Source organism: Paenalcaligenes hominis, from assembly GCF_041359055.1.
Taxonomy (GTDB): domain Bacteria; phylum Pseudomonadota; class Gammaproteobacteria; order Burkholderiales; family Burkholderiaceae_B; genus Paenalcaligenes; species Paenalcaligenes hominis_A.
This window is the reverse complement of the sequence record NZ_JBGJKZ010000007.1, coordinates 1-20,585: the sequence shown is the minus strand read 5'-3', so window position 1 is coordinate 20,585 and position 20,585 is coordinate 1. Positions and strand designations below refer to the sequence as shown.

Sequence of the window (20,585 nt, the reverse complement as noted above, 5' to 3'; positions counted from 1 at the left end):
AGTTAGCTAAAAACCTCACCGACCTAGAAACCGTTCAGGTGGACAACAGCATCACCATTGGTAACGACGTCAATAACCAAACCGTGATTAATCAGGGCAGCGTTAATACCACTAACCTAACGGTTACCGGTGAAACCCAGCTAGGTGATCACTTCAATGTGACCAACCAGGGCGATGTACATTACGACGGTCCGATTACGGCTGATACACATATTGTGAATAAGGAATATTTAAGCCAAGAGTTAGGGACTGCAATCGCCAGTTCAGGCTGGTATGTGTCTACAGGTAAAGGAGTGGACAAAGCGGAATCCTATGTGGCTCCTCAGCAAGAAGTAAATTTAGTCAATAACGACAACAACTTAACTTTATCCCAAACAGACATTACAGAATTGGATGCTGATGGTAATAAAGTAGTTGTGGGGCAACAGGTAGGGTTTGAGCTAGCTAATACCGTGCAAATTGGTGCTAAAGAGGCTGACGGCTCAGCCGGGGACAATCCTCAGGTTGTGATCGGTGAAGACGGTGCTGGTCAAGGCGTGCCCGGTATAACTGTGCCTGCTGGTGGCAATGGGCAAGGTGCTGTAACGATTGGTGGTGGCGATGTCACTATTGACTGGATCGATCAAGCTGGTCAAAAAACTCCAATAGCCGTAGGGGAGACCTTGATGAAAGGCTTGAATTTCTCTGGAAATAATTATGCGGCTGTGGATGCGGACTCAGTCGTTAACAAGAAATTCGGTGAACGTCTAGAAATCTTAGGTGTGGATTGGATTGAAACCGAAGTAAAAGATGGTGCCATTTATATCAAGCTTGCTGATAATTTCCCAGTAGTGCCTAAACCCGAGGACAATTCTGGTGGTGGCACACCCGGTGATGGTACGCCAGGCGGTGATGGTAATGGCGGGGCCACTCCAGGTGATGGGTTGGGTAATATTGTGGCAGGTGGTGACATACAAGGAGGTAACAACATTAATGTGAAACCGGGTGAGGACGATCATAGTCTGGTCATAGAAACCACTCCCGACGTTGAGCATGATAGCGTTACGGTTGGCGATGTCGTTATTAATCAAGAAGGTATTCATGCCGGTAATACGCAAATAACGGGTGTGGCCGATGGCACGAAAAATGACCATGCTGTTAACTTAGGTCAGCTCGAAGACTCTATTCATCAGCTAGATCAAGACCTCACGCAAAAAGGCATGAATTTTGCCGACAGCAATGGGGATTCTGTACACCGTGACTTAGGCGAAACGCTTCATATTGTTGGAGCAAATGACAACATTACGACACGAGTCGATCAAAAAGGCATTTTAGAAATAGCCCTAAGTGATGACCTAAACGTAGACAGTATCACTATTAATAATGGGGGACCTGTTATTGATGTGAATGGCATTGATATGTCTAATACTACGATTAAAAATGTAGCAGCTGGCGTAGAAGAAGGCGATGCTGTTAATGTGGGCCAACTACACGAGGTACGTGACAACCTGCAAGGTCAAGTGAATGTGATGCGTAGAGATATGCATCGTATTGACAAGCGCTTGCGTGGTGGGGTGGCTGCTGCGATGGCAACCGCATCATTGCCTCAGGCATATTTACCCGGCAAGAGCATGATGGCAATTTCGGGGGGGACTTGGGCTGGGGAGTCAGGGGTGGCAATTGGCTATTCAGGTATTTCTGATAACGGTAAGTGGATTATGAAACTTTCTGGTAATAGCTCTTCAAGAGGAGATTACGGCGGAGCAGTTGGCGTCGGCTACCAGTGGTAATTCAATTACATGGCACCCACTTAGGTGGGTGCGATCTTTAGATTTTTTAGGAATAGTTCAATGAAAATACAAACCCTTTGCCTAAGCCTGCTTGCCAGTTTAACGTTGGGCGCATGTACAACACTGAGCCAAGTAGATGAGAGCGGGAGAACACAAGAACCGGTGTTTCCAGAGCGCAATAAAACAACCTTTGACCAAGGTTCGTTCCCCAATTTAGCTAACCTAGGCCAAGTGCAGCCCGGTTTAACAAGAGATCAGTTGTATGACTTGCTGGGTCGTCCTCATTATGCGGAAGGTTTTAAAGTAAGAGAGTGGGATTATTTATTCCATTTTCGTACTAAAGAGGGATTAAAAAGCTGTCAATTTAAGGTCTTGTTTGACAAAGACCGTATTGCGCAGTCTTTTTATTGGAAACCCACAGAGTGTGCGGAGCTTATCGACTCACAGGCTTCTACCGATGAGATTGCTGCTGCTCCTTTTGTCCTATCAGCTGACGTAGGTTTTGCTTTTGGTAGTGCATCTTTAACTCCAGCGGGGTTAAGCCAACTACAGCAAATGGCTGCACAGCTTAAACAAACATCACAGCCATCTACGATCCTGATTACAGGACATACAGATCGTATCGGTGCAGCACAAGTTAATCAGCATTTATCAGAGCAGCGCGCTCAAGCGGTTCGTCTAGCGCTAACAAACTCTGGTGTGCCTAGTCAAACTATGCAGGCCAAAGGCCTAGGGGAGACACAGCCGGTGGTGTTTTGCGACCAAGCTCAACAGGCTGATTTGATTGCATGTTTAGCTCCTAACCGACGCGTGGAGATTCAGATGCAGGCGGCGAAGTAGTACTTTTTTCCGATGCAATGTAAAGGATAAAATCATGCAGTGGTTATATAAAATAGTAGGGCTTGGTGTGATGGCAGGGGCGATTGCGGGGTGTCAAACAACTACCTCTCAATCTCCAGCTTTAGTAGAAAGGGATGTGGTGCCACCAAGCACTTTACAGGCCGCGTATACAGCTCCTGCAGTCAATCAAGCACAAACTAAAACCAGTCAAGCTGTTATTACTTTCCATTTGGCCCAAGAAAAGGCTGAGGCTGAGCTAATGCCTATTCAGATGGGGTCAACACAGTTATATGCGATACCACAACCTGTATTTATTCAAACGCATTTAACTAAAGTAGCGCCTTTTACTACATCAGATCAGCGTAGTTTCTTGGTTTTTGATTTGGAGCCTAGGGCGCTAGCAACATGGCAGCGCTTAAAGCAGGAAGCTCAAGGGCATTATTTATTGTTAAGTGTTAATGGGCAGCTAGTGGCAGTTAGCCAAATTGCTAATACACCGCCAGAGAATCAGTTGGTGGTTGCTATGAGGAGCGGTCAACAAACGCAACAAATCTTAAAAATGCTACAAAACTCGCCTAACTAAGGTGCAGTTAAAAAAAAGCCCTATTGGTTATCAATAGGGCTTTATGCTTTTATGCGCTAGGTGGTACAAAACCTTGGGCTTCGATATCTTGGTCTTCGAATAGATACTGTTTCATTTGCTCGGCTAAGTATTTACGTGCGCGTGAATCAGCAAGGTTCAAACGGTTTTCATTCACAATACGCGTTTGAATTTGAACCCAATTTGTCCAAGCCTCTTGTGAGATGGATTGCCAAATTTTGACACCCAGTTCGCCAGGGTAAGGAGGAAACTCTAACCCCTCAGCTTCTTTTTTTAATTTGACGCAATGCACCATTCTGGTCATGTTATCCCTTTATAAAATAGTAACTTGCCCCTATTGTAGTAGAGCAGGCACATATCGCCTACGATGTCGTGGACTTTATGTGTTTATAGTTTTTTAATGAATACGAGACTATTGCGAGCTCGGTTGTAATGCACCTTTTTTTCTTTGGGCAGGTCATTTACAGAACCTTGAACAAAGCCACGTTTAATAAACCAATGCGAAGTTCGAGTCGTTAAAACAAACAGATGGGTTGCCCCTAATGTGCGGGCTCGGCTTTCCGCGTGCCGCAATAGTAACTCGCCTTCGCCTTCGCCTTGCCATTCAGGTTGTACGATTAAGCAGGCCATTTCGACCATGTTTTCGCTTAGGTAAGGGGTAATGGATACACAGCCATAAATAAAACCGTCGTGTTCTAGTACAGTGAAACGCTCTACTTCACGTTCAACCACAGCACGACCACGAGGCACCAAGGTACCGTCGGCCTCTAGGGGCTCGATAAGCTGAAGAATGGCACCTACATCGTCCAAGGTGGCGGGCCGCAGATCATCAAGCTTGTCTTCGACCACCATCGTGCCTACCCCATCATGAGTGAACACCTCTAAGAGCACACTGCCATCCGGCTCGTAGGGGACTAAATGTGCGCGTGGCACGCCGCGTTTGACAGCTTGAGAGGCGGACTCTAGAAATAAAGACGCATCTTCGTCTAACTGATCTGAGGCAAGCAGTTTATCGGCTTCGAGTCGAGCGAGCTCGCCAGCAATTTCTTCGTGCTCTGCACCAACGGTAAGCGCATTAGGAGTGAGGTAAATGAGTTTTTCTGCACGTAAGGCCACTGCTGTACTGAGAGCGAGTTCTTCCATGGCCAAGTTAAAGGCTTCGCCGGTAGGCGAAAAACCTAAAGGAGAAAGCAGTACAATGGCTTCTTGCTCTAATGAGCGTAGAATAGAGTTAGTATCAATTTTGCGTACAGCGCCTGCGTGTTTGTAGTCAACCCCATCAATAACCCCCATGGGGCGTGCTGTCACAAAGTTTCCAGAAATCACTCGAATTTGGGCATGGGACATAGGTGTGTTGGGTAGTCCTTGACTAAAAGCGGCCTCAATGTCTAAACGAATTTCACCAGCAGCCTCTTTGACACACTCTAAAGCAGCAGCACTGGTGGGTTCACTTCTACGCCCAAAACTTAAATTATGACCTTTAACGCTAAGCTGCTCATTAACTTGTGGTCTTGAGCCATGAACCAGTACTAGTTTAATACCTAGTGCGGACATTAAAGAAAGATCAGGAATTAGAGTGCTTAGCACCCCATCGCGTATTAATTCCCCACCAAAACCAATCACAAAGGTCTTGCCCCTAAAACGATGCACATAAGGTGCCACCTCGCGAAACCAACGTACAAACTGGGCAGGAGCGTACTCAGGAGCATCAAGGGCGGAGAGGGTATCAAGGTCGGATTGGCTCATAATGATGTGATGAATAGGGGTGAACAAAGACAAAACCAAAATTATAATGATGGACTGATTACGATAAAACGAATTTCATGCATAAGACCTTAGAACAATCAACAGAACCCTTTCCCTTTCCAGATATTTTTTATCCAGAGGATTTGCCAGTTAGTGCGCGTCGTAACGAGATTGCTGAAGCCATACAAAACCATCAAGTCGTTATTGTAAGCGGTGAAACCGGTTCAGGGAAAACCACACAGCTGCCTAAGATTTGTTTAGAGTTAGGCCGTGGGCGTAAAAAAATGATTGGGCATACCCAGCCACGTCGTATTGCTGCTACCTCGGTCGCTTATCGTATTGCTGAAGAGCTTAAAACAGAAGTGGGTGAATGGGTAGGATATCAAATTCGCTTCACAGATAAAACCAGTTCTCATTCCGCGATTAAGTTGATGACCGATGGTATTTTACTGGCGGAAACTCAGCGCGATCCTATGTTGCGAGCCTATGACACCATCATTATTGATGAGGCCCATGAACGTAGTTTAAATATTGATTTTTTATTGGGTTTTTTACGACAGCTTATAGACAAGCGCAAAGATCTAAAAATCATTATTACTTCCGCCACCATCGATGCCAAGCAGTTTGCGCAGCATTTTGCCGTAAAGGGCAAACCAGCCCCTATTATTGAGGTTTCAGGTCGCCTGTATCCCGTAGAGATACGTTATCGTCCTATTTTGACGGACAAAGCTGACGAGCACGGTGATAAGAAAAACGAAGCCCAAGAACGGGACCTAAACGACGGTATTCTAGATGCAGTACATGAATGCCAACGCTTGGGCGCTGGTGATATTTTGGTGTTTTTGCCCGGTGAGCGTGAAATTCGTGAAGCTGCCGATGCGTTACGCAAACAAAACCTAGTTGGCACCGACATTCTGCCCTTGTATGCGCGGCTAAGCCATGCTGAACAATCACGTATATTTCGGCCTCAAGGTAATGCACGGCGTGTGGTGTTAGCTACTAACGTAGCCGAGACCTCATTAACCGTACCGGGTATTCGCTACGTTATTGATAGTGGCTTAGCGCGCGTTAAACGCTACTCGTGGCGTAATAAGGTCGAGCAACTGCGTATTGAGCCCATTAGTCAGGCTTCAGCCAGTCAACGAGCAGGGCGTTGTGGTCGAGTGGGTCCTGGTGTGTGTATTCGTTTGTATGACGAAAACGATTTCAAACAACGTGCACCTTTTACCGACCCTGAAATTCTGCGTTCTTCATTGGCCGCTGTTATTTTGCGTATGAAAGCATTGCGTCTCAATGAGGTTGAGGATTTCCCTTTTGTGGATGCTCCTTCAGGACGAGCCATTGCGGATGGCTACCAACTTTTGCAAGAAATCGGGGCGCTTGATGACAATCGCACGCTAACCGCTATTGGTAAAGAAGTGTCTAAATTACCGGTAGACCCTCGTATTGCCCGTATGATTTTAGCGGCACGCGATCAGCAGTGTTTAAATGAAATGTTGGTGATTGCGTCGGCATTGTCCGTACAAGACCCACGTGAGCGCCCTTTAGAAAGTCGTGAGCTTGCCGAGCGAGCGCACCAGATTTTTGTAGAGGCTCAGTCTGAGTTTTTATCCTACGTGAAAATGTGGCAATGGTATAGCGAGCAAGTAAAAAGCCGACTTTCTCATCGCAAATTAGCCGCCACGCTCAAAGAACGCTTTTTATCCCCGATGCGTTTCAGAGAGTGGCGTGAGGTTCATAAGCAGTTATTAACGTTAGTGCGTGAGCAAAAGTGGCGTCTAAACGATACCGAGGCGACTTATGAGCAGATTCATGTGTGTTTGTTAACCGGTTTATTAGGCAATATTGGTCATAAAGCCGAAGAAAGTCATGTTTATCAGGGCACACGCGATATCCGTTTTTATTTGCATCCAGGCTCTACCTTAGGGAAAAAAGCAGGACGTTGGGTGCTGGCAGCCGAACTCGTGGAAACCACGCGTTTGTACGCTCGGTGTTTGGCACGTATCGAGCCGGCGTGGATCGAGCGGGTGGGCGAGCATTTATTAAAACGAACTTGGTCGGATGCGCGTTGGGAAAAAAAAGCCGGGCGTGTAGTTGCTAATGAAAAAGCCACCCTCTACGGTCTTACTATTTATAGTGGTCGTCGGGTGCATTATGGTCGTATTAATCCTGTCGAGGCCCGAGAAATCTTTATTCGCGATGCGCTAGTTGGTTTAGATATTCAATCTAAGCTTCCCTTTATTCGGCATAACCAACAGCAAATAGATGCAATTGAGCGTTTAGAGCACCGAGCACGTAGGCCCGATATTTTGGTGGATGATGCGCTGATTTATGCTTTTTATGATCGCTTGCTGCCAGCTGATATTTATCAAACTGCGACTCTAGAACGTTGGTATAAAAAGCTGAAACCTGCCAAAGCAAAAGAGCTCGAATTAAATCGAGATCAGTTGATGCAGCATGAAGCGGCTGGCGTTACCACCGATGTTTTTCCACGTAGTCTTGAATGGAAAGGCGTAAAGCTTAAAGCCGACTATCATTTTGAACCGGGGTCGGTACGCGATGGTTTAACGGTCACTGTACCGTTATTCCACTTAAATCAAATCGATGCTGAACGAGCAGAATGGTTAGTGCCCGGTATGCTAAAAGAAAAAGTTCAGCATTTGTTGCGGTCTTTACCACAGCGCTTACGGCGTAGCTGTGTGCCTATTCCCGACTACGCCGAAGCTTTTCATGCGCGTTGGTTTGAGCGGGCCCACGCCCCGGCTAAAAGCTTAATCGACGCACTAATTGATGATGTCTGGCAGCAAAAACGGGTGCGTTTGCAATCGTCTGACTTTAAACCTGAAAATTTGCCACCTCATCTGTTAATGAATTTTAAAGTCATTGATGAGCACGGCCGTATGTTGTCAGGGGGGCGCAATCTAGACAAGCTAAAAACAGAACATGGCAAAGCAGCCCAAGAGTCATTTCAAGAGGTCGCAGTTAAAGATAAGTCGGTTGCTAAGGCGCTGGGTCACGATCGCATTACGCAATGGTCTTTTGGTAAATTGCCTGAAATTTTAGAAATTCGTCGTAAAGGTCAAGCGGTAGTGGGGTATCCTGCATTAGTGGACCACGGCGAGTATTGCGAACTGGATGTATTTGATGACCAGCAAGTGGCGCTTAAAAAGCATAAAGTTGGTTTGCGCCGTCTTTTTAGATTGGCTCTACGTGAAACCGTTCGTTACCAAGAAAAAAACATACCCGAGCTTACTCGTATGGCTATGTTGTATATGAATTTAGGTACCCAAGATGAATTACGACAGCAAATTATTGATGCTGCAATTGATCAAACGTGCTTAACTGAGCCATGGCCTACTAATGAGCACGAGTTTGGACAGCGTGTGGATAGTGCACGTCAACGCTTAGGTTTGGTTGCTCAGGAAATCGCTAAGCAAACCTACGTTATTTTACAGGCATGGACAGAGCTCATGCGTAAATTAACAGGTTTTAAAGCCTATACTCAGGCTTATGAAGACATTCAAGCTCAACAAAGCCGGCTGATTCACAAGCGATTTGTACTAGAGACCGATCCGCAGCAGTTGGTGCATTTTCCTCGTTATTTAAAAGCGGCTCAAGTACGTCTTGACAAGCTACGTACTGATCCAAACCGAGATCAACGTTTATTAGGTGATGTGCTGCCTTGGCAGACCAAATTCTTACGTGCCAAAATTGCATTAAAAGGTGCTGAGGATGTGCAGTTAGAGCGCTTTGGTTGGATGCTTGAAGAGCTACGTGTGTCCTTGTTTGCTCAAGAGCTCCGAACCCCCATGCCTATTTCCGTAAAACGCCTCGAACGTGCCTGGCACGCCATGCAGTATTAAGATCAATAGAGTTTTATTTATGAGCACTCCATCATTTGTGCATTTGCGTTGTCATTCTGAGTTTTCTGTGGTTGATGGTATAACCCGGATTTCAGCCATGGTGGGCAAAGCCAAAGAATTCAACCAGCCCGCATTAGCGTTGACCGACTTAGGCAACTTGTTTGGCTTAATTAAATTCTATAAAGCAGCCCGTAAAAATGGGATTAAAGCCATTGCAGGCAGTGATCTGTATCTAGAAAACGAGCAGGATAGAGACAAACCGTTTCGAGTAGCCGTCTTAGCCATGAATCATGCTGGTTACTTAGCGCTATGCGATATCCTAACCAAAGCTTGGCTAGACAATCAGTACAAAGGTCGTGGCGAGGTAAAACGCGAATGGCTGTATGATCAAGACGATTTAATCTTGCTATCTGGGGCGCATCAGGGCGATGTAGGCCAAGCTTTACTATCGGGCAAACCAGATCAAGCATGGGCTTGGGCTAAAGCGTGGCAAGAACACTATCCCAATCGGTATTTTCTTGAGTTGCAGCGTGCTGGTTTTGAGGATGAAGAGCGCTATATTCAGTCTGCACTTGGGCTAGCCCAAGACCTAGGCTTACCTGTGGTTGCGACTCACCCTATTCAGTTCGCCGAGCCAGAGGATTTTCGGGCTCATGAAGTGCGAGTGTGTATTGCAGAAGGCGAGCAGTTGGCTAACCCTCGTCGGGTGCGTAAATTTACCTCAGAACAGTACTTTGTTAGTTCTGAGTTTATGCAGCAACGGTTTGCTGATATTCCTTCAGCCTTAGCGAACACCGTTGAAATTGCTAAACGATGCAATTTAGAGCTAAAGCTAGGCAAGCCTCATTTGCCTGACTTTCCTACGCCCGAGGGCATGAGCTTAGGTGATTTTTTAACGCACGAGGCAGAGCGTGGGCTCGAGCTACGCTTAGAGCAATTGTATGCTGACCCCATCGAACGCGATGCCGAGCGCCCTAAATACTTAGAGCGCCTGCGTTGGGAATGTAAAACCATTATTGATATGGGTTTTCCCGGGTATTTTTTGATCGTAGCTGACTTTATTAACTGGGGTAAAGCGAACGGTGTACCTGTTGGACCAGGTCGTGGTTCAGGTGCGGGTTCTTTAGTCGCATATAGCATGGGTATTACGGATCTGGATCCTTTGCGGTATGACTTGCTGTTTGAGCGCTTTTTAAACCCAGAACGCGTCTCTATGCCTGACTTCGATATTGATTTCTGCCAAGACAATCGAGAGCGGGTTATTGATTACGTTAAACATCAGTATGGACGCCAAGCGGTGAGCCAAATTGCCACCTTTGGCACGTTGGGGGCTAAAGCTGTTATTCGCGATGTGGGGCGCGTTTTAGAGTTGCCGTATGGCCTGTGTGATGGCTTATCCAAACTGATTCCATTTAGTCCAGCCGACCCATGGAGTCTAAGTCGCGCTTTGTCCGATGAGCCCGCTTTTAAAGAGCGTTATGAAACCGACGAAGAGGTTAAAGCGTTAATTGACTTGGCTAAACCGCTTGAAGGGCTAACGCGCAGTGTGGGTATGCACGCGGGGGGTGTGTTAATAGCCCCCGGCAAGTTGATTGATTTCTGCCCTTTATATCGTCAACCGGGCGAAGATGCCAACGCTGTTTCACAGTACGATAAAGACGACGTTGAGGACGCAGGGCTAGTTAAATTTGACTTTTTGGGCTTACGTAATTTGACCATTCTTGACTGGGCAGTCAAGTACGTGCGCGAGTTCAACGAAGATAAAAAAGACTTTGATCTTATGGCTCTTAGTCTTGATGATCCCAATGCCTACCAGGTTTTATGCGATGGCAACACCACCGCTGTGTTCCAGTTGGAATCGCGCGGCATGAAAGAGCTACTGCGCAATTTACGTCCTAGTAACTTTGAGGACATCATTGCGATGTTGGCTTTGTATCGTCCAGGGCCTCTTGAGTCGGGTATGGTGGTTGACTTTGTGAATCGTAAGCACGGTCGAGCCGAGGTTGATTACTTTCACCCCGATCTTGAGTCTGTGCTCGAGAGTACTTATGGTGTGATTGTGTACCAAGAGCAGGTCATGCTGATTTCACAAATCATTGGGGGTTACTCGTTAGGGGGCGCAGACTTACTACGCCGTGCTATGGGTAAGAAAAAGCCCGAAGAAATGGCTATGCACCGCGAGATTTTTGAAAAGGGGGCAGTAGAAAAAGGCTACGACGGTGACTTGGCAGTTAAGCTATTTGACCTAATGGAGAAATTTGCAGGGTATGGCTTTAATAAAAGTCACTCTGCAGCTTATGCGTTAATTGCCTACCATACGGCTTGGTTAAAAGCGTATCACCCCGCCGAGTTTCTGGCGGCTACGCTGTTATCCGACATGGATGACACCGATAAGATGCAGATTTTTTGGAAAGATGCATTGGCGAATGGGGTAGCCGTACTGCCACCTGATGTAAATGCATCGGAATACCGATTTGTACCAGTTAAAGACGCACACAGTGCGCAGGCTAAGCCGCCACGCACTATTCGTTACGGGTTAGGCGCAGTAAAAGGCGCTGGTGAAGCCGCCATTCATGCCATTGTGGCAGCGCGTCAAACAGGCGGTGTTTTTAAAAGCCTTTTTGACTTCTGTAAACGGGTAGATCGCAGCACTTTAAATCGCCGCACCCTAGAAGCTTTGATCAAAGCGGGGGCTTTTGACTCCATAGATCCAAATCGAGCAGCACTATTAGCTACGGTGGGCAAAGCCATGGAGGCAGCGGATCAAGCAGCTCGCAACGCGCATCAGGTGTCCTTGTTTGATGACACATCTGATGACCTGATTGAGCTTGAGTTAGAGCAGGTCCCAGAGTGGGACTTGCAAACAAAATTACGCCAAGAAAAAACAGCTTTAGGCTTTTATTTCAGTGGTCATTTATTTGATGCATGGCGTGATGAGGTCCGCCGTTTTGCGCCGCGCCCACTGGCTAATTTGGAACCTTCACGTGATCCGCAGTGGTTTGCTGGCGTACTATCAGGGGTGCGTGTGCGCATGACTCGGCGTGGTCGTATGCTAATTGCCACTTTGGATGATGGGTCTGCTCAAATGGAAGTCACCATTTTTAATGAGGTGTTTGAGCAAAATCGTCAACGTCTTAAAGAAGACCAACTGATTATAGTAAAAGGAAAAGTCAGCTATGATGACTATTCAGGTGGTCTGCGGGTGACAGCCGATGAAATTTACGACTTGCAGTTAGCCAGAGAGGCGCGGGCACGAAGCCTGCAATTAGTAGTAAATGAACAAAATCACGACGCGCAAAAGCTATATCAAATGCTGAACCCTTATAGAGCCGAACCAGAAAACAATATCCCTGGGGTGGCGGTTGATTTGCTGCTAGAAAATAGTCGTTACGAGTGCCAGCTACGTCTAGGCGATGAGTGGCGCGTCCGTTTGGCGGATACGATGCTCGAGCAATTACATGATTGGCTTGGTGAGCATGCTGTGGAGATTGCCTACTAATGAATCCATTACGGATACTGTATGCGAATGCAGGCTTGGGCGATAGTGAGGTCGAACGTTATACCTATGACCTCATGCACGCTATGCGTGATCAAGGCCACCATGTGGAGGCCTTATGCCCGCCCCAGGCGCAGTTAAAACAACGCTTAGAACAAGACGGGTTTAAAGTGCATGGTCTTACTATGACTGGGGGCTGGGGTGTTTGGCGCAATGCTTTTACTTTAAAAGGTTTTCTCGCTGCGCAACGTTTTGATGTGGTTCACACTCAAAGTCATTCTGACACGCTACATGTTGGTATAGCTGCTCGTTTAGCCGGTGGCTCTTTAGTCGTTCGCACTCAACATTTGTCCCAATCATACTCTGCGCTTGCGAGCCGGTGGTTGCCTCATCGGGTTATTGCATCCAGTCAGTTTGTGAAAAATACCTGTGTGCAAAAAGGGGTACCGGCTCGGTATATAGAAGTGGTTTACCCTGCCGTAGTTACGCCAAACTCTAGCGCCGTAGTTAAATTACGCCAACGTTTGGGCTTGGCGAATGAGGCAGTGCTTATTGGCAGTACTGTGCTCGCCCATCAAGAAAAAAATGCGCTAGAGCTTATTCAAGCCTTAGCCCCATTGATGCGAGCCCACGCCCAACTTCATTTGATAGTAACGAACGAGACTAGCCAACATGATTTGTTGTCGGCTTTTGCAGAGCAGTTAGGTGTGGGGGCGCACGTGCACCAGCTGCAAGCGCAGGAATCTATAAGCTCATTTATGCATGAGCTAGATGTGTTTGCATTAGCAACACCAAACGAAGCCAGTGCGTTGATGTTTGCCGCAGCAGCGGCGGCACAGGTTGCCGTCGTAGCGACTCAGGCTGGTTCTATTCCTGAAATGATGGCAGTGGGGCAAAGCGGCATGTTAGTGCCTGTGCATGATATTGTAGCCCTACGTAAAGCATTGCAGCGTGTCATTGATGACCCGGATCTACGGCAGTCAATGGCGATGGCTGGTTACGAGTATACCGTGGGCTCTGGTCGTTTTACGCTACCAACCATGCAGCAATTAATAGAAAACCATTACAGACAATGGTTAAGGCAACGCAATCCCTAGCCTGAGGACGCTAGCTTTACGCCGCAAGACTTTGTTGGGCTGGAAGTAGGCTCTGTTTTTTGGCTCAAGGCTTAATTGCAGTGTACGGCTAGCAATAGCAGGTATTGTGTTGGCGTGATAGGTATTCTCTTTTTATTAGCCTTTTTCATAAAAAGGCATGACCTCTAATGCACTATGTTATCAGTCATCATCATCACTAAAAATGAAGAGGCGCACATTGTGGCGTGCCTGCAATCGGTTCAATTTGCCGATGAAATTATTGTGTTGGATTCGGGTAGTACCGATAAAACCTGTGAGTTAGCTTTGGCTTATGGCGCACAAGTGCATCACACCACAGACTGGCCTGGTTTTGGTGTGCAGAAAAACAGGGCATTAGCGCTTGCTACGCATGAATGGGTGCTTTCTATTGATGCGGATGAGCGGGTGCCCGAAGCCTTGGCTACAGAAATACAAGCTGTCTTACAGTCTCCAAAGGCGGATGCGTATACCGTAGCCCGTTTGTCCTGCTTTGCTGGGCGGTGGATTCGTCACAGTGGTTGGTGGCCTGATCGCTTAGTGCGCTTATTTAAACGTGAGGCCGGGCATTTTAAAGACGTGCGTGTTCATGAGAGCGTAGTAGTCCAAGGGGATGTATCTGACTTAGGTGGCCACTTGCTGCACTATCCTTATGACAGCTTAGAAACTTTAATTACAAAAACCAATCATTACTCAACAGCCGCAGCAGTTAGCCTTCATGAGCGAGGCAAGCAAATACCTATTGCCGGTATAGTCGTTAAAGCACTATGGACGTTCATAAGAATTTATGTGCTGCGGCGTGGTTTTTTAGATGGAAGAGCAGGCTTTATCTTAGCAGGGGTGGCGGCCTCGGGTAGTTTCTTTAGGTATAGTAAGCTCTGGCTGCTTAACCAAAAAATAAACTGGCATCCTAAACCCCCTCGCTTTTAACAGGTGTAAAGCCTAGATCCAGCTGCGCACCCAGTACACCAATAACCCTGCATACTCTTTAATAATAGAGCGACTGGCATTCATGGCTTGTAAACTAGGTTTCCATAAATGCGTTAAATCGCTTTTTGGGGGAGTAATTTGTGGCGCAACCGGTGCAGCGATCACTGTAAGCCCTTCTTTTTCGAAAGCAGCCACTGAGCGCGGCATATGAAGAGCAGAAGTGACTAACAAAATTTGGTTTAATTGAAGCTGTTGCAACATGTCTGCGCTAAATAGTGCATTTTCTTTAGTGGTGTAACTGCGTTCTTCGATCAGAATATGCGCTTCATCAATGCCTTGTTGACGTAAATATCTAGCCATGACTTGGGCTTCACTAGTTCCACCATCTAAAGCGGCACCTGAAACCAGTATAAGTGGGGCGCGTTGGGCATCAAATAGCTCGGCTCCACGTTGAATGCGGCTTCTAGAGGTGGCTGGATCAAGTGCTTCAAACCAGTTGGCTCGATTATTAGCGGTATGGCCGCCGAGCACCACGATGGCTTGAGCCTTGGGTATTTGGTGTGCTGGCACGTATTCATAACGATTTTCTAAATGTCCACCTAGCCACATGGATGAAATAGGAAGTGACCAAAATAATGCCCAGCTTACCCCAGCCAAAGCAGTAATCAGAGCCACTCGTCTTTGCTTGGCTATCCAAAGCACCGTAGCAAAAAGCAGCAGTGCCACCATGAGATTAATGGGGATAATTAATTGAGTTAGGTATTGAGCAATACTCATAAATGATATTTATTTTTTTAAGGTGTTAGATTCCATTAAAGGAGTCAGTACCGTTTGGACCGACGGCCAATGATCTAGAGTGCCAAGACACGTCGCTTGGTCAGACCAAGGCCCTGTATGGGTTGGATCGGTTACCCCAATTAATGTGATTTGCTGGCTACCCACGGCTGCAGCCAGATGCGATACACCCGAATCATTGCACACCACCCAGTCCACACTCTTGCAAAGTTGAGCAAACTCAAGCAGAGAGAGAGGGTCTAAACGCGTTGCCGATGGCGCATTGTGAAGTGCTTGCTCAACCTCATTCGCTGGTGGGCACATGATTACATTAATTGACTGTGCTTGTAACTGTTGAGTTAGTTCCTCGAAGTGCGGCCAGACCTTAACGCGCCCTTTGTGTAAACCCACTGCAGTAGGAGCAATGAGCACATTCAGTTGAGTGGGATCCAGTCCAAATTTAGCAGGGTTTGCCGATGGAACGCCAGCTAAATGTAAGCTTTTGGCTGGGGTAGGTGCAATAGCGTGTTGCCAGTGCTGTGCGGCGTGATGCGCAAGATAATACCAAGACTCTACCGCATGCAATCGAGTGGTAGGCTTAGTTATAGGCCATTTTAAAAGCCAGCTGCGACCATCGTCTTTATAGCCTGCGCAAGGAATGCCTGCCCATTTAAAGATTAGCGCACTCGATAAGGAGTCAGGAAGACTTAGTCCCACCGCTGCGGTGTGACCGTGTTCTTTTTTGTAATGCCGTAAAGTAGAAGCATCCGTTTTGAGGTGCCCAGTCATCGCTACAAAGCCAGTTAAGGCATACCCAGATAATAAGGTTTTGGCCCAAGGTCTTGCACAAACAATCACCTCGTAGTTGCGTGCTAAAAATGCCTCAAGTACAGGTAGCGCCATACACACATCACCCAACCAGTTAGGTAAACGTAAATATAAAATAGGAGAGGAGCTCATAAAACAAACCTAATAGATGATCTAGCTAGGACGGTGGAGGCTTAGGCGTTAGAATACGCATATCCTCAAGTATTAAAGTGAGACTTCTGTTGACTAGTTCTAAGACCAGCACACTAAAAAGTAATTTTAATGTGGAAGCCGATATTTGGCGTCGTATCTATAGCGGACTACGCCCGTATTGGAAAATTACTGTTTTTGCCGTTATTCTCGTCAGTGTGGTGTCGGCAACCAAGCCTATTTTAGCGGTGATTATGAAGCCTTTGCTAGACGAAGGTTTTACTGGAGCTAAACCGTATTACATCTGGGTACTCCCTCTGTCTGTCGTGGGGATTATGTTAATACGCGGTGTAGCCGCTTATGCCAGCAACTATTTACTTGCTCTGGTTGCTAATAATATGTTGCGTAATTTACGTGCCCAGATGTTTGAGCGCCTTTTGCAGTTGCCTGATAGTAAATTTAAAGAGGGCGATACAGGTCGGTTGCTTAATCGATTTACCATCGACGCCGGCACCCTTACTAACGTTGCTACCGAAGTCATTACGGTGTTGGTGCGTGAAATACTAACGGTGGTGGCGTTAATTGCTGTTCTACTTTATATGTCATGGCAACTAACGCTTATTGTGTTTGTGATGTTGCCATTAGCCTATGCTACAGCACGTATTATTTCTAAACGGTTGCGCCATATTAACCGCGGTGCATTAGACATGAATGCCGAGCTAACACGAGTTGTAGGCGAAAGCATCGATGGTCAGCGTGTGGTGAAGCTTTTTAATGGCTATCAGCGTGAAACTGATCGTTTTCATTATGTGAATGGACGTATCCGTCGTTTTGCCATGCGAGCAGCCAGTGCTAGCGCTGCGCTTTCACCTATTACCCAGTTCTTTATTTCGATTGCTGTTGCCGCGGTGATTACCGTAGCTTTATATCAGGCTAGCAACCAAGGGCTTACCGTAGGTGGTTTTGCCGCTTTTATGGCAGCCTTAGTGCAGCTATTTGACCCCATACGTCGTTTAGCGAATATGGCTGGTACCGTTCAAAAAATGTTAACCGCGGCAGAAAGCGTTTTTGCTTTGGTTGATGAAGAGCCCGAGCTGGATCGGGGGGCTCGGGTATTGAATGCGCCTATTACTGGGAAAATTGAGTTCCGTGGCATTAGCCATCGTTATCCAAATCAAGATCAACTCACCATTAATAATGTGTCTTTTACCATTGAGCCTGGGCAAACGGTGGCTCTAGTTGGGCGTTCCGGCAGTGGGAAAACAACTTTGGCTAATATGCTACCGCGCTTTGTGATACCAACCTCTGGTGAGCTATTAATCGATGACATACCTACTAATGAATTAAGTCTAAGGTCATTGCGTCAACTTCAATCCTTTGTAAGCCAAGATGTGGTGTTGTTCGAGGGTACTATCCGCGATAATGTGGCTTATGGTGCTTTTGAAGACGTTTCTGAAGAGCAAATATGGCAAGCGCTTGAGGCTGCCAATCTTGCACAGTTTGTACGCTCACTGCCTGCTGGTTTAGAGACTCAGGTGGGTGAAAATGCGGGTCACTTATCCGGAGGTCAACGCCAACGGCTAGCCATTGCGCGGGCTCTAATTAAAAATGCACCTATTTTGGTCTTAGACGAAGCCACCTCGGCGCTAGACAATGAGTCCGAGCGTCAAGTGCAGCAGTCCTTAGAGCGTCTAATGACAAATCGCAGTACTCTAGTCATTGCCCATCGCCTTTCTACTGTGCAAAAAGCAGACCGAATCATTGTATTAGACGAAGGGCAAATTCTAGAGTCAGGCACACACAGCGAATTAGTGGCATCAGGGGGCATCTATGCCGGTTTGTATGAAATGCAATTTGATTTAACAGAAGGGAAAGTATGAGCACACGATATGGATTAGTATTAGGACTAGCTGCTTTACTTGTGGGTTGTGCTAGTACCCAAAGCGTTTCCTTAGAGGCCGATAGCATTCGCACTGAGACCAATTTACGCACCACCAAAGTATTTGCAGGCTTAACTTTTCCTCAGGTGCAAAGTCGCCTTTATCAGCACCGTAATCAGTGCGATATTAACTTTGACTTTAGTTTGCAACCTAATGAGGTGCACTATGCCTCGGTCTATTATGGTTTGTCAGATCAAACAGAGCCTGCTGAACAAGCTCTGTTAGACCTTACGTATTTTGCAAACGGCAAGCTACAAGTAAAAGGGTATACCTATTACAATCGTCAAGCTTTTTTGGTTGATGCGTTTTTACAGGCTTTGGCTAAACCTGAACAATGCCCTGTGAGCCCAGTTAAAACAAAATAATATCGTATTGTTCTTGCGAATAATGACCGTCAACTTCTAGCGAAATCGGTTTACCTATAAAGTCGCCTGTTTGTGCTAGATGTTGGCTTTCTTCTTCTAAGAATAAATCCACCACATCTTGTGAAGCCAAAATCCTAAATTCACGTGGATTAAATTGACGCGACTCTCGAAGCACCTCGCGTAAGATTTCATAGCACACGCTACGAGCCGTTAATACTGAGCCTCGTGATTGACAAGTAGGGCAGGGCTCGCAGAGCTGATTGTTAAGCGAGTCTCTGGTGCGTTTGCGTGTCATTTCAACTAAACCAAGCTGACTGAAACCACTAATGGTGATACGGGTACGGTCTTTGGCTAGAGCGCTGCGTAATTCTTTTAATACAGATTCGCGGTGCTCTAGATTTTCCATATCAATAAAATCAAGAATGATAATCCCCCCTAGGTTTCGTAGTCTTAACTGTCTAGCGATTGCTACGCTGGCTTCAAGGTTGGTTTTAAATATGGTGTCACCAAAGTTTTTTCCGCCAACATACCCTCCTGTATTTACATCAACCGTGGTGAGCGCTTCGGTTTGATCGATGATTAAATAGCCGCCTGATTTTAGTTCTACGCGCCGTGCTAAGGCACGGTGAATTTCCTCTTCAGCGCGTACCGTATCAAATAAAGGGCGACTGCCACTGTGATGGTGAATACGCTCAACCAGAGCTGGTGTATAGACTTCGGCCCATTCCAGCATTTGTTGATACACCATACGAGAATCCACGATGATCTTATCTGTTTGTGGTGAAGCTACGTCGCGTAAGATACGTTGATGCAAATGCAGCTCGGTATATAAAGTAGAAGGGGTGCCTTGGGTTTTGAGTCGTTGTAATAAGATGCCCCATAATTTTCTTAAATAGTTGCTATCGGCAAGTAGCTCTTCATTGGTGGCCATCTCTGCCTGAGTACGTACAATAAAGCCGCCATCGTGATCGGTGGCGAGCTCTTGTACACGCTCTTTAAGCTCTTGACGACGCTCTTCCTCATCTATTTTTTGTGATACACCAACATGTGGGTCATAAGGCAAATAGACCAACATACGTCCCGCAATACTAATTTGCGTTGATAGACGGGCTCCTTTGGTACCGATTGGGTCTTTGGTAACCTGTACAATTAATGATTGGCCTTCGAATAAGAGCTTTTCTATAGGCGTAATAGGTGAGCCCTCTAGACGCTCTTTACGATTTTGCCGTAAGTCAGCCACATGAATAAAAGCAGCTCGCTCTAATCCTATCTCTATAAAAGCACTTTGCATGCCAGGCAGTACGCGAACGACTTTGCCTAAATAGATATTACCCACATAGCCTCGTTGAATACTGCGCTCTATATGTAGCTCTTGAACTTGACCCTGTTCAACTAAGGCAACGCGAGTTTCAAAAGGGGTAACATTAATTAGAATATCTTCAGACATAAACGCACTTATATATAGAGAGGAAGAAACACATAGCTTACGGCATTTTGCAGCATTGCATATATGAGTGATCTTACTGAGCTACACCTAGCTCAATGCAGCAAGTCGAAAAAAGGGCTTTTTAAAATAGTCATAAATAATGCTTGCCCTTTTATTTTAGGCTTGCTATAGTTTCATTTCTTTGGCGCTAGCAGCTTATTAGCAGTTTTAGCAAAAACAAGCAGTTTTAAAAAAGACTTGCCAGTTTCATAAAATTAGTGCTATAGTTACTTTTCTGTCGCGGAACACCTAGGGGTTAACCCTAACAAGCAAAGCGGCAGGCCAAAAAATTATTTTTTGGGCGCTTGACAGCGGCAACGATATCAGCTTACTATACGTTCCTTGCTTCAAGCGCAGCGCAGTTACTTTTAAATATATTTAAAAATAACTTGCAGCATTAAAAAATACTTGTTATAGTTTAATGCTTACCTGGTTACCAGGGTTTAAATTAAAGTGCTTTATTTTATTACCAAGCCTTTTGATTTAAACGATGAAATGAAGGTCTAGTAAAAATTACTTGACACGTTTTCAAAAACACTTCATAATTCATCTTTCGCTAATCACCGCAATGCAAACACGTTTGCCGCAGTGGTTGCGATTTAAAGTTAACCTTTTGGGTTTACTTTGCTCTTTAACAATTTAACAGCCGATAAGTGTGGGCGCTTGGAATGAGTGAGCTAACATCCTTTCACGAGGATGCGCCACA

General features: G+C 46.2%; 14 protein-coding genes. 9 read left to right on the top strand and 5 right to left on the bottom strand.

All coding sequences use genetic code 11. From position 1 onward, the window contains the following. The 3 genes from ACBP46_RS13240 to ACBP46_RS13230 all read left to right on the top strand — a co-directional run. A partial coding sequence (locus ACBP46_RS13240) for a YadA family autotransporter adhesin (protein WP_371017192.1) occupies nt 1-1,769 on the top strand: 1,769 nt, incomplete at its 5' end. A gap of 60 nt (nt 1,770-1,829) precedes the next feature. After that, a complete protein-coding gene (locus ACBP46_RS13235; RefSeq protein ID WP_371017191.1) occupies nt 1,830-2,609 on the top strand; it encodes an OmpA family protein in 780 nt (259 codons plus the stop codon). Between the two features lie 34 nt (nt 2,610-2,643). Next, complete coding sequence (locus tag ACBP46_RS13230; RefSeq protein ID WP_371017190.1) at nt 2,644-3,192, top strand: hypothetical protein; 549 nt, start codon at nt 2,644-2,646, stop codon at nt 3,190-3,192. A gap of 49 nt (nt 3,193-3,241) precedes the next feature. On the opposite strand, the gene ACBP46_RS13225 is transcribed toward ACBP46_RS13230, so the two are convergent. Together ACBP46_RS13225 and argA are read right to left on the bottom strand one after the other, a co-directional pair. Next, nucleotides 3,242-3,514: an oxidative damage protection protein gene (locus ACBP46_RS13225; RefSeq protein ID WP_371017189.1), complete on the bottom strand. Its 273-nt coding sequence runs from the start codon at nt 3,512-3,514 to the stop codon at nt 3,242-3,244. An 83-nt stretch (nt 3,515-3,597) separates the two neighbouring features. Continuing rightward, entirely contained in the window at nt 3,598-4,956 is a 1,359-nt protein-coding gene (gene argA, locus ACBP46_RS13220) for an amino-acid N-acetyltransferase (RefSeq protein WP_371017193.1), read from the bottom strand. Nucleotides 4,957-5,033: 77 nt separating this feature from the next. Here argA and hrpA point away from each other — a divergent pair, with 77 nt between their 5' ends. The 4 genes from hrpA (at nt 5,034) to ACBP46_RS13200 (ending at nt 14,357) form a co-directional block, all read left to right on the top strand. After that, nucleotides 5,034-8,819, top strand: a complete 3,786-nt coding sequence (gene hrpA / locus ACBP46_RS13215; RefSeq protein WP_371017188.1) for an ATP-dependent RNA helicase HrpA — start codon at nt 5,034-5,036, stop codon at nt 8,817-8,819. 19 nt (nt 8,820-8,838) lie between these two features. Then, complete coding sequence (gene dnaE / locus ACBP46_RS13210) at nt 8,839-12,318, top strand: DNA polymerase III subunit alpha (protein WP_371017187.1); 3,480 nt, start codon at nt 8,839-8,841, stop codon at nt 12,316-12,318. Continuing rightward, complete coding sequence (locus tag ACBP46_RS13205; protein WP_371017186.1) at nt 12,318-13,412, top strand: glycosyltransferase family 4 protein; 1,095 nt, start codon at nt 12,318-12,320, stop codon at nt 13,410-13,412. The genes dnaE and ACBP46_RS13205 overlap by 1 nt, the downstream gene beginning before the upstream one ends. A 174-nt stretch (nt 13,413-13,586) precedes the next feature. Further along, complete coding sequence (locus tag ACBP46_RS13200; protein WP_371017185.1) at nt 13,587-14,357, top strand: glycosyltransferase family 2 protein; 771 nt, start codon at nt 13,587-13,589, stop codon at nt 14,355-14,357. 12 nt (nt 14,358-14,369) lie between these two features. Here the strand turns inward: ACBP46_RS13200 and ACBP46_RS13195 are convergent, their stop codons facing one another. Together ACBP46_RS13195 and ACBP46_RS13190 are read right to left on the bottom strand one after the other, a co-directional pair. Further along, on the bottom strand, nt 14,370-15,134 hold the full coding sequence (locus ACBP46_RS13195; protein WP_371017184.1) for a YdcF family protein: 765 nt from the start codon (nt 15,132-15,134) through the stop codon (nt 14,370-14,372). 9 nt (nt 15,135-15,143) lie between these two features. Then, entirely contained in the window at nt 15,144-16,091 is a 948-nt protein-coding gene (locus ACBP46_RS13190) for a glycosyltransferase family 9 protein (RefSeq protein WP_371017183.1), read from the bottom strand. A gap of 89 nt (nt 16,092-16,180) precedes the next feature. Here ACBP46_RS13190 and msbA point away from each other — a divergent pair, with 89 nt between their 5' ends. Both msbA and ACBP46_RS13180 read left to right on the top strand, forming a co-directional pair. Next, nucleotides 16,181-17,968: a lipid A export permease/ATP-binding protein MsbA gene (msbA, locus tag ACBP46_RS13185; RefSeq protein ID WP_371017182.1), complete on the top strand. Its 1,788-nt coding sequence runs from the start codon at nt 16,181-16,183 to the stop codon at nt 17,966-17,968. Continuing rightward, entirely contained in the window at nt 17,965-18,393 is a 429-nt protein-coding gene (locus ACBP46_RS13180; protein WP_371017181.1) for a hypothetical protein, read from the top strand. The genes msbA and ACBP46_RS13180 overlap by 4 nt, the downstream gene beginning before the upstream one ends. On the opposite strand, the gene rng is transcribed toward ACBP46_RS13180, so the two are convergent. After that, nucleotides 18,380-19,840: a ribonuclease G gene (gene rng, locus ACBP46_RS13175; RefSeq protein WP_371017180.1), complete on the bottom strand. Its 1,461-nt coding sequence runs from the start codon at nt 19,838-19,840 to the stop codon at nt 18,380-18,382. The two genes, ACBP46_RS13180 and rng, sit on opposite strands and share 14 nt — an antisense overlap. Nucleotides 19,841-20,585: the final 745 nt, after the last annotated feature.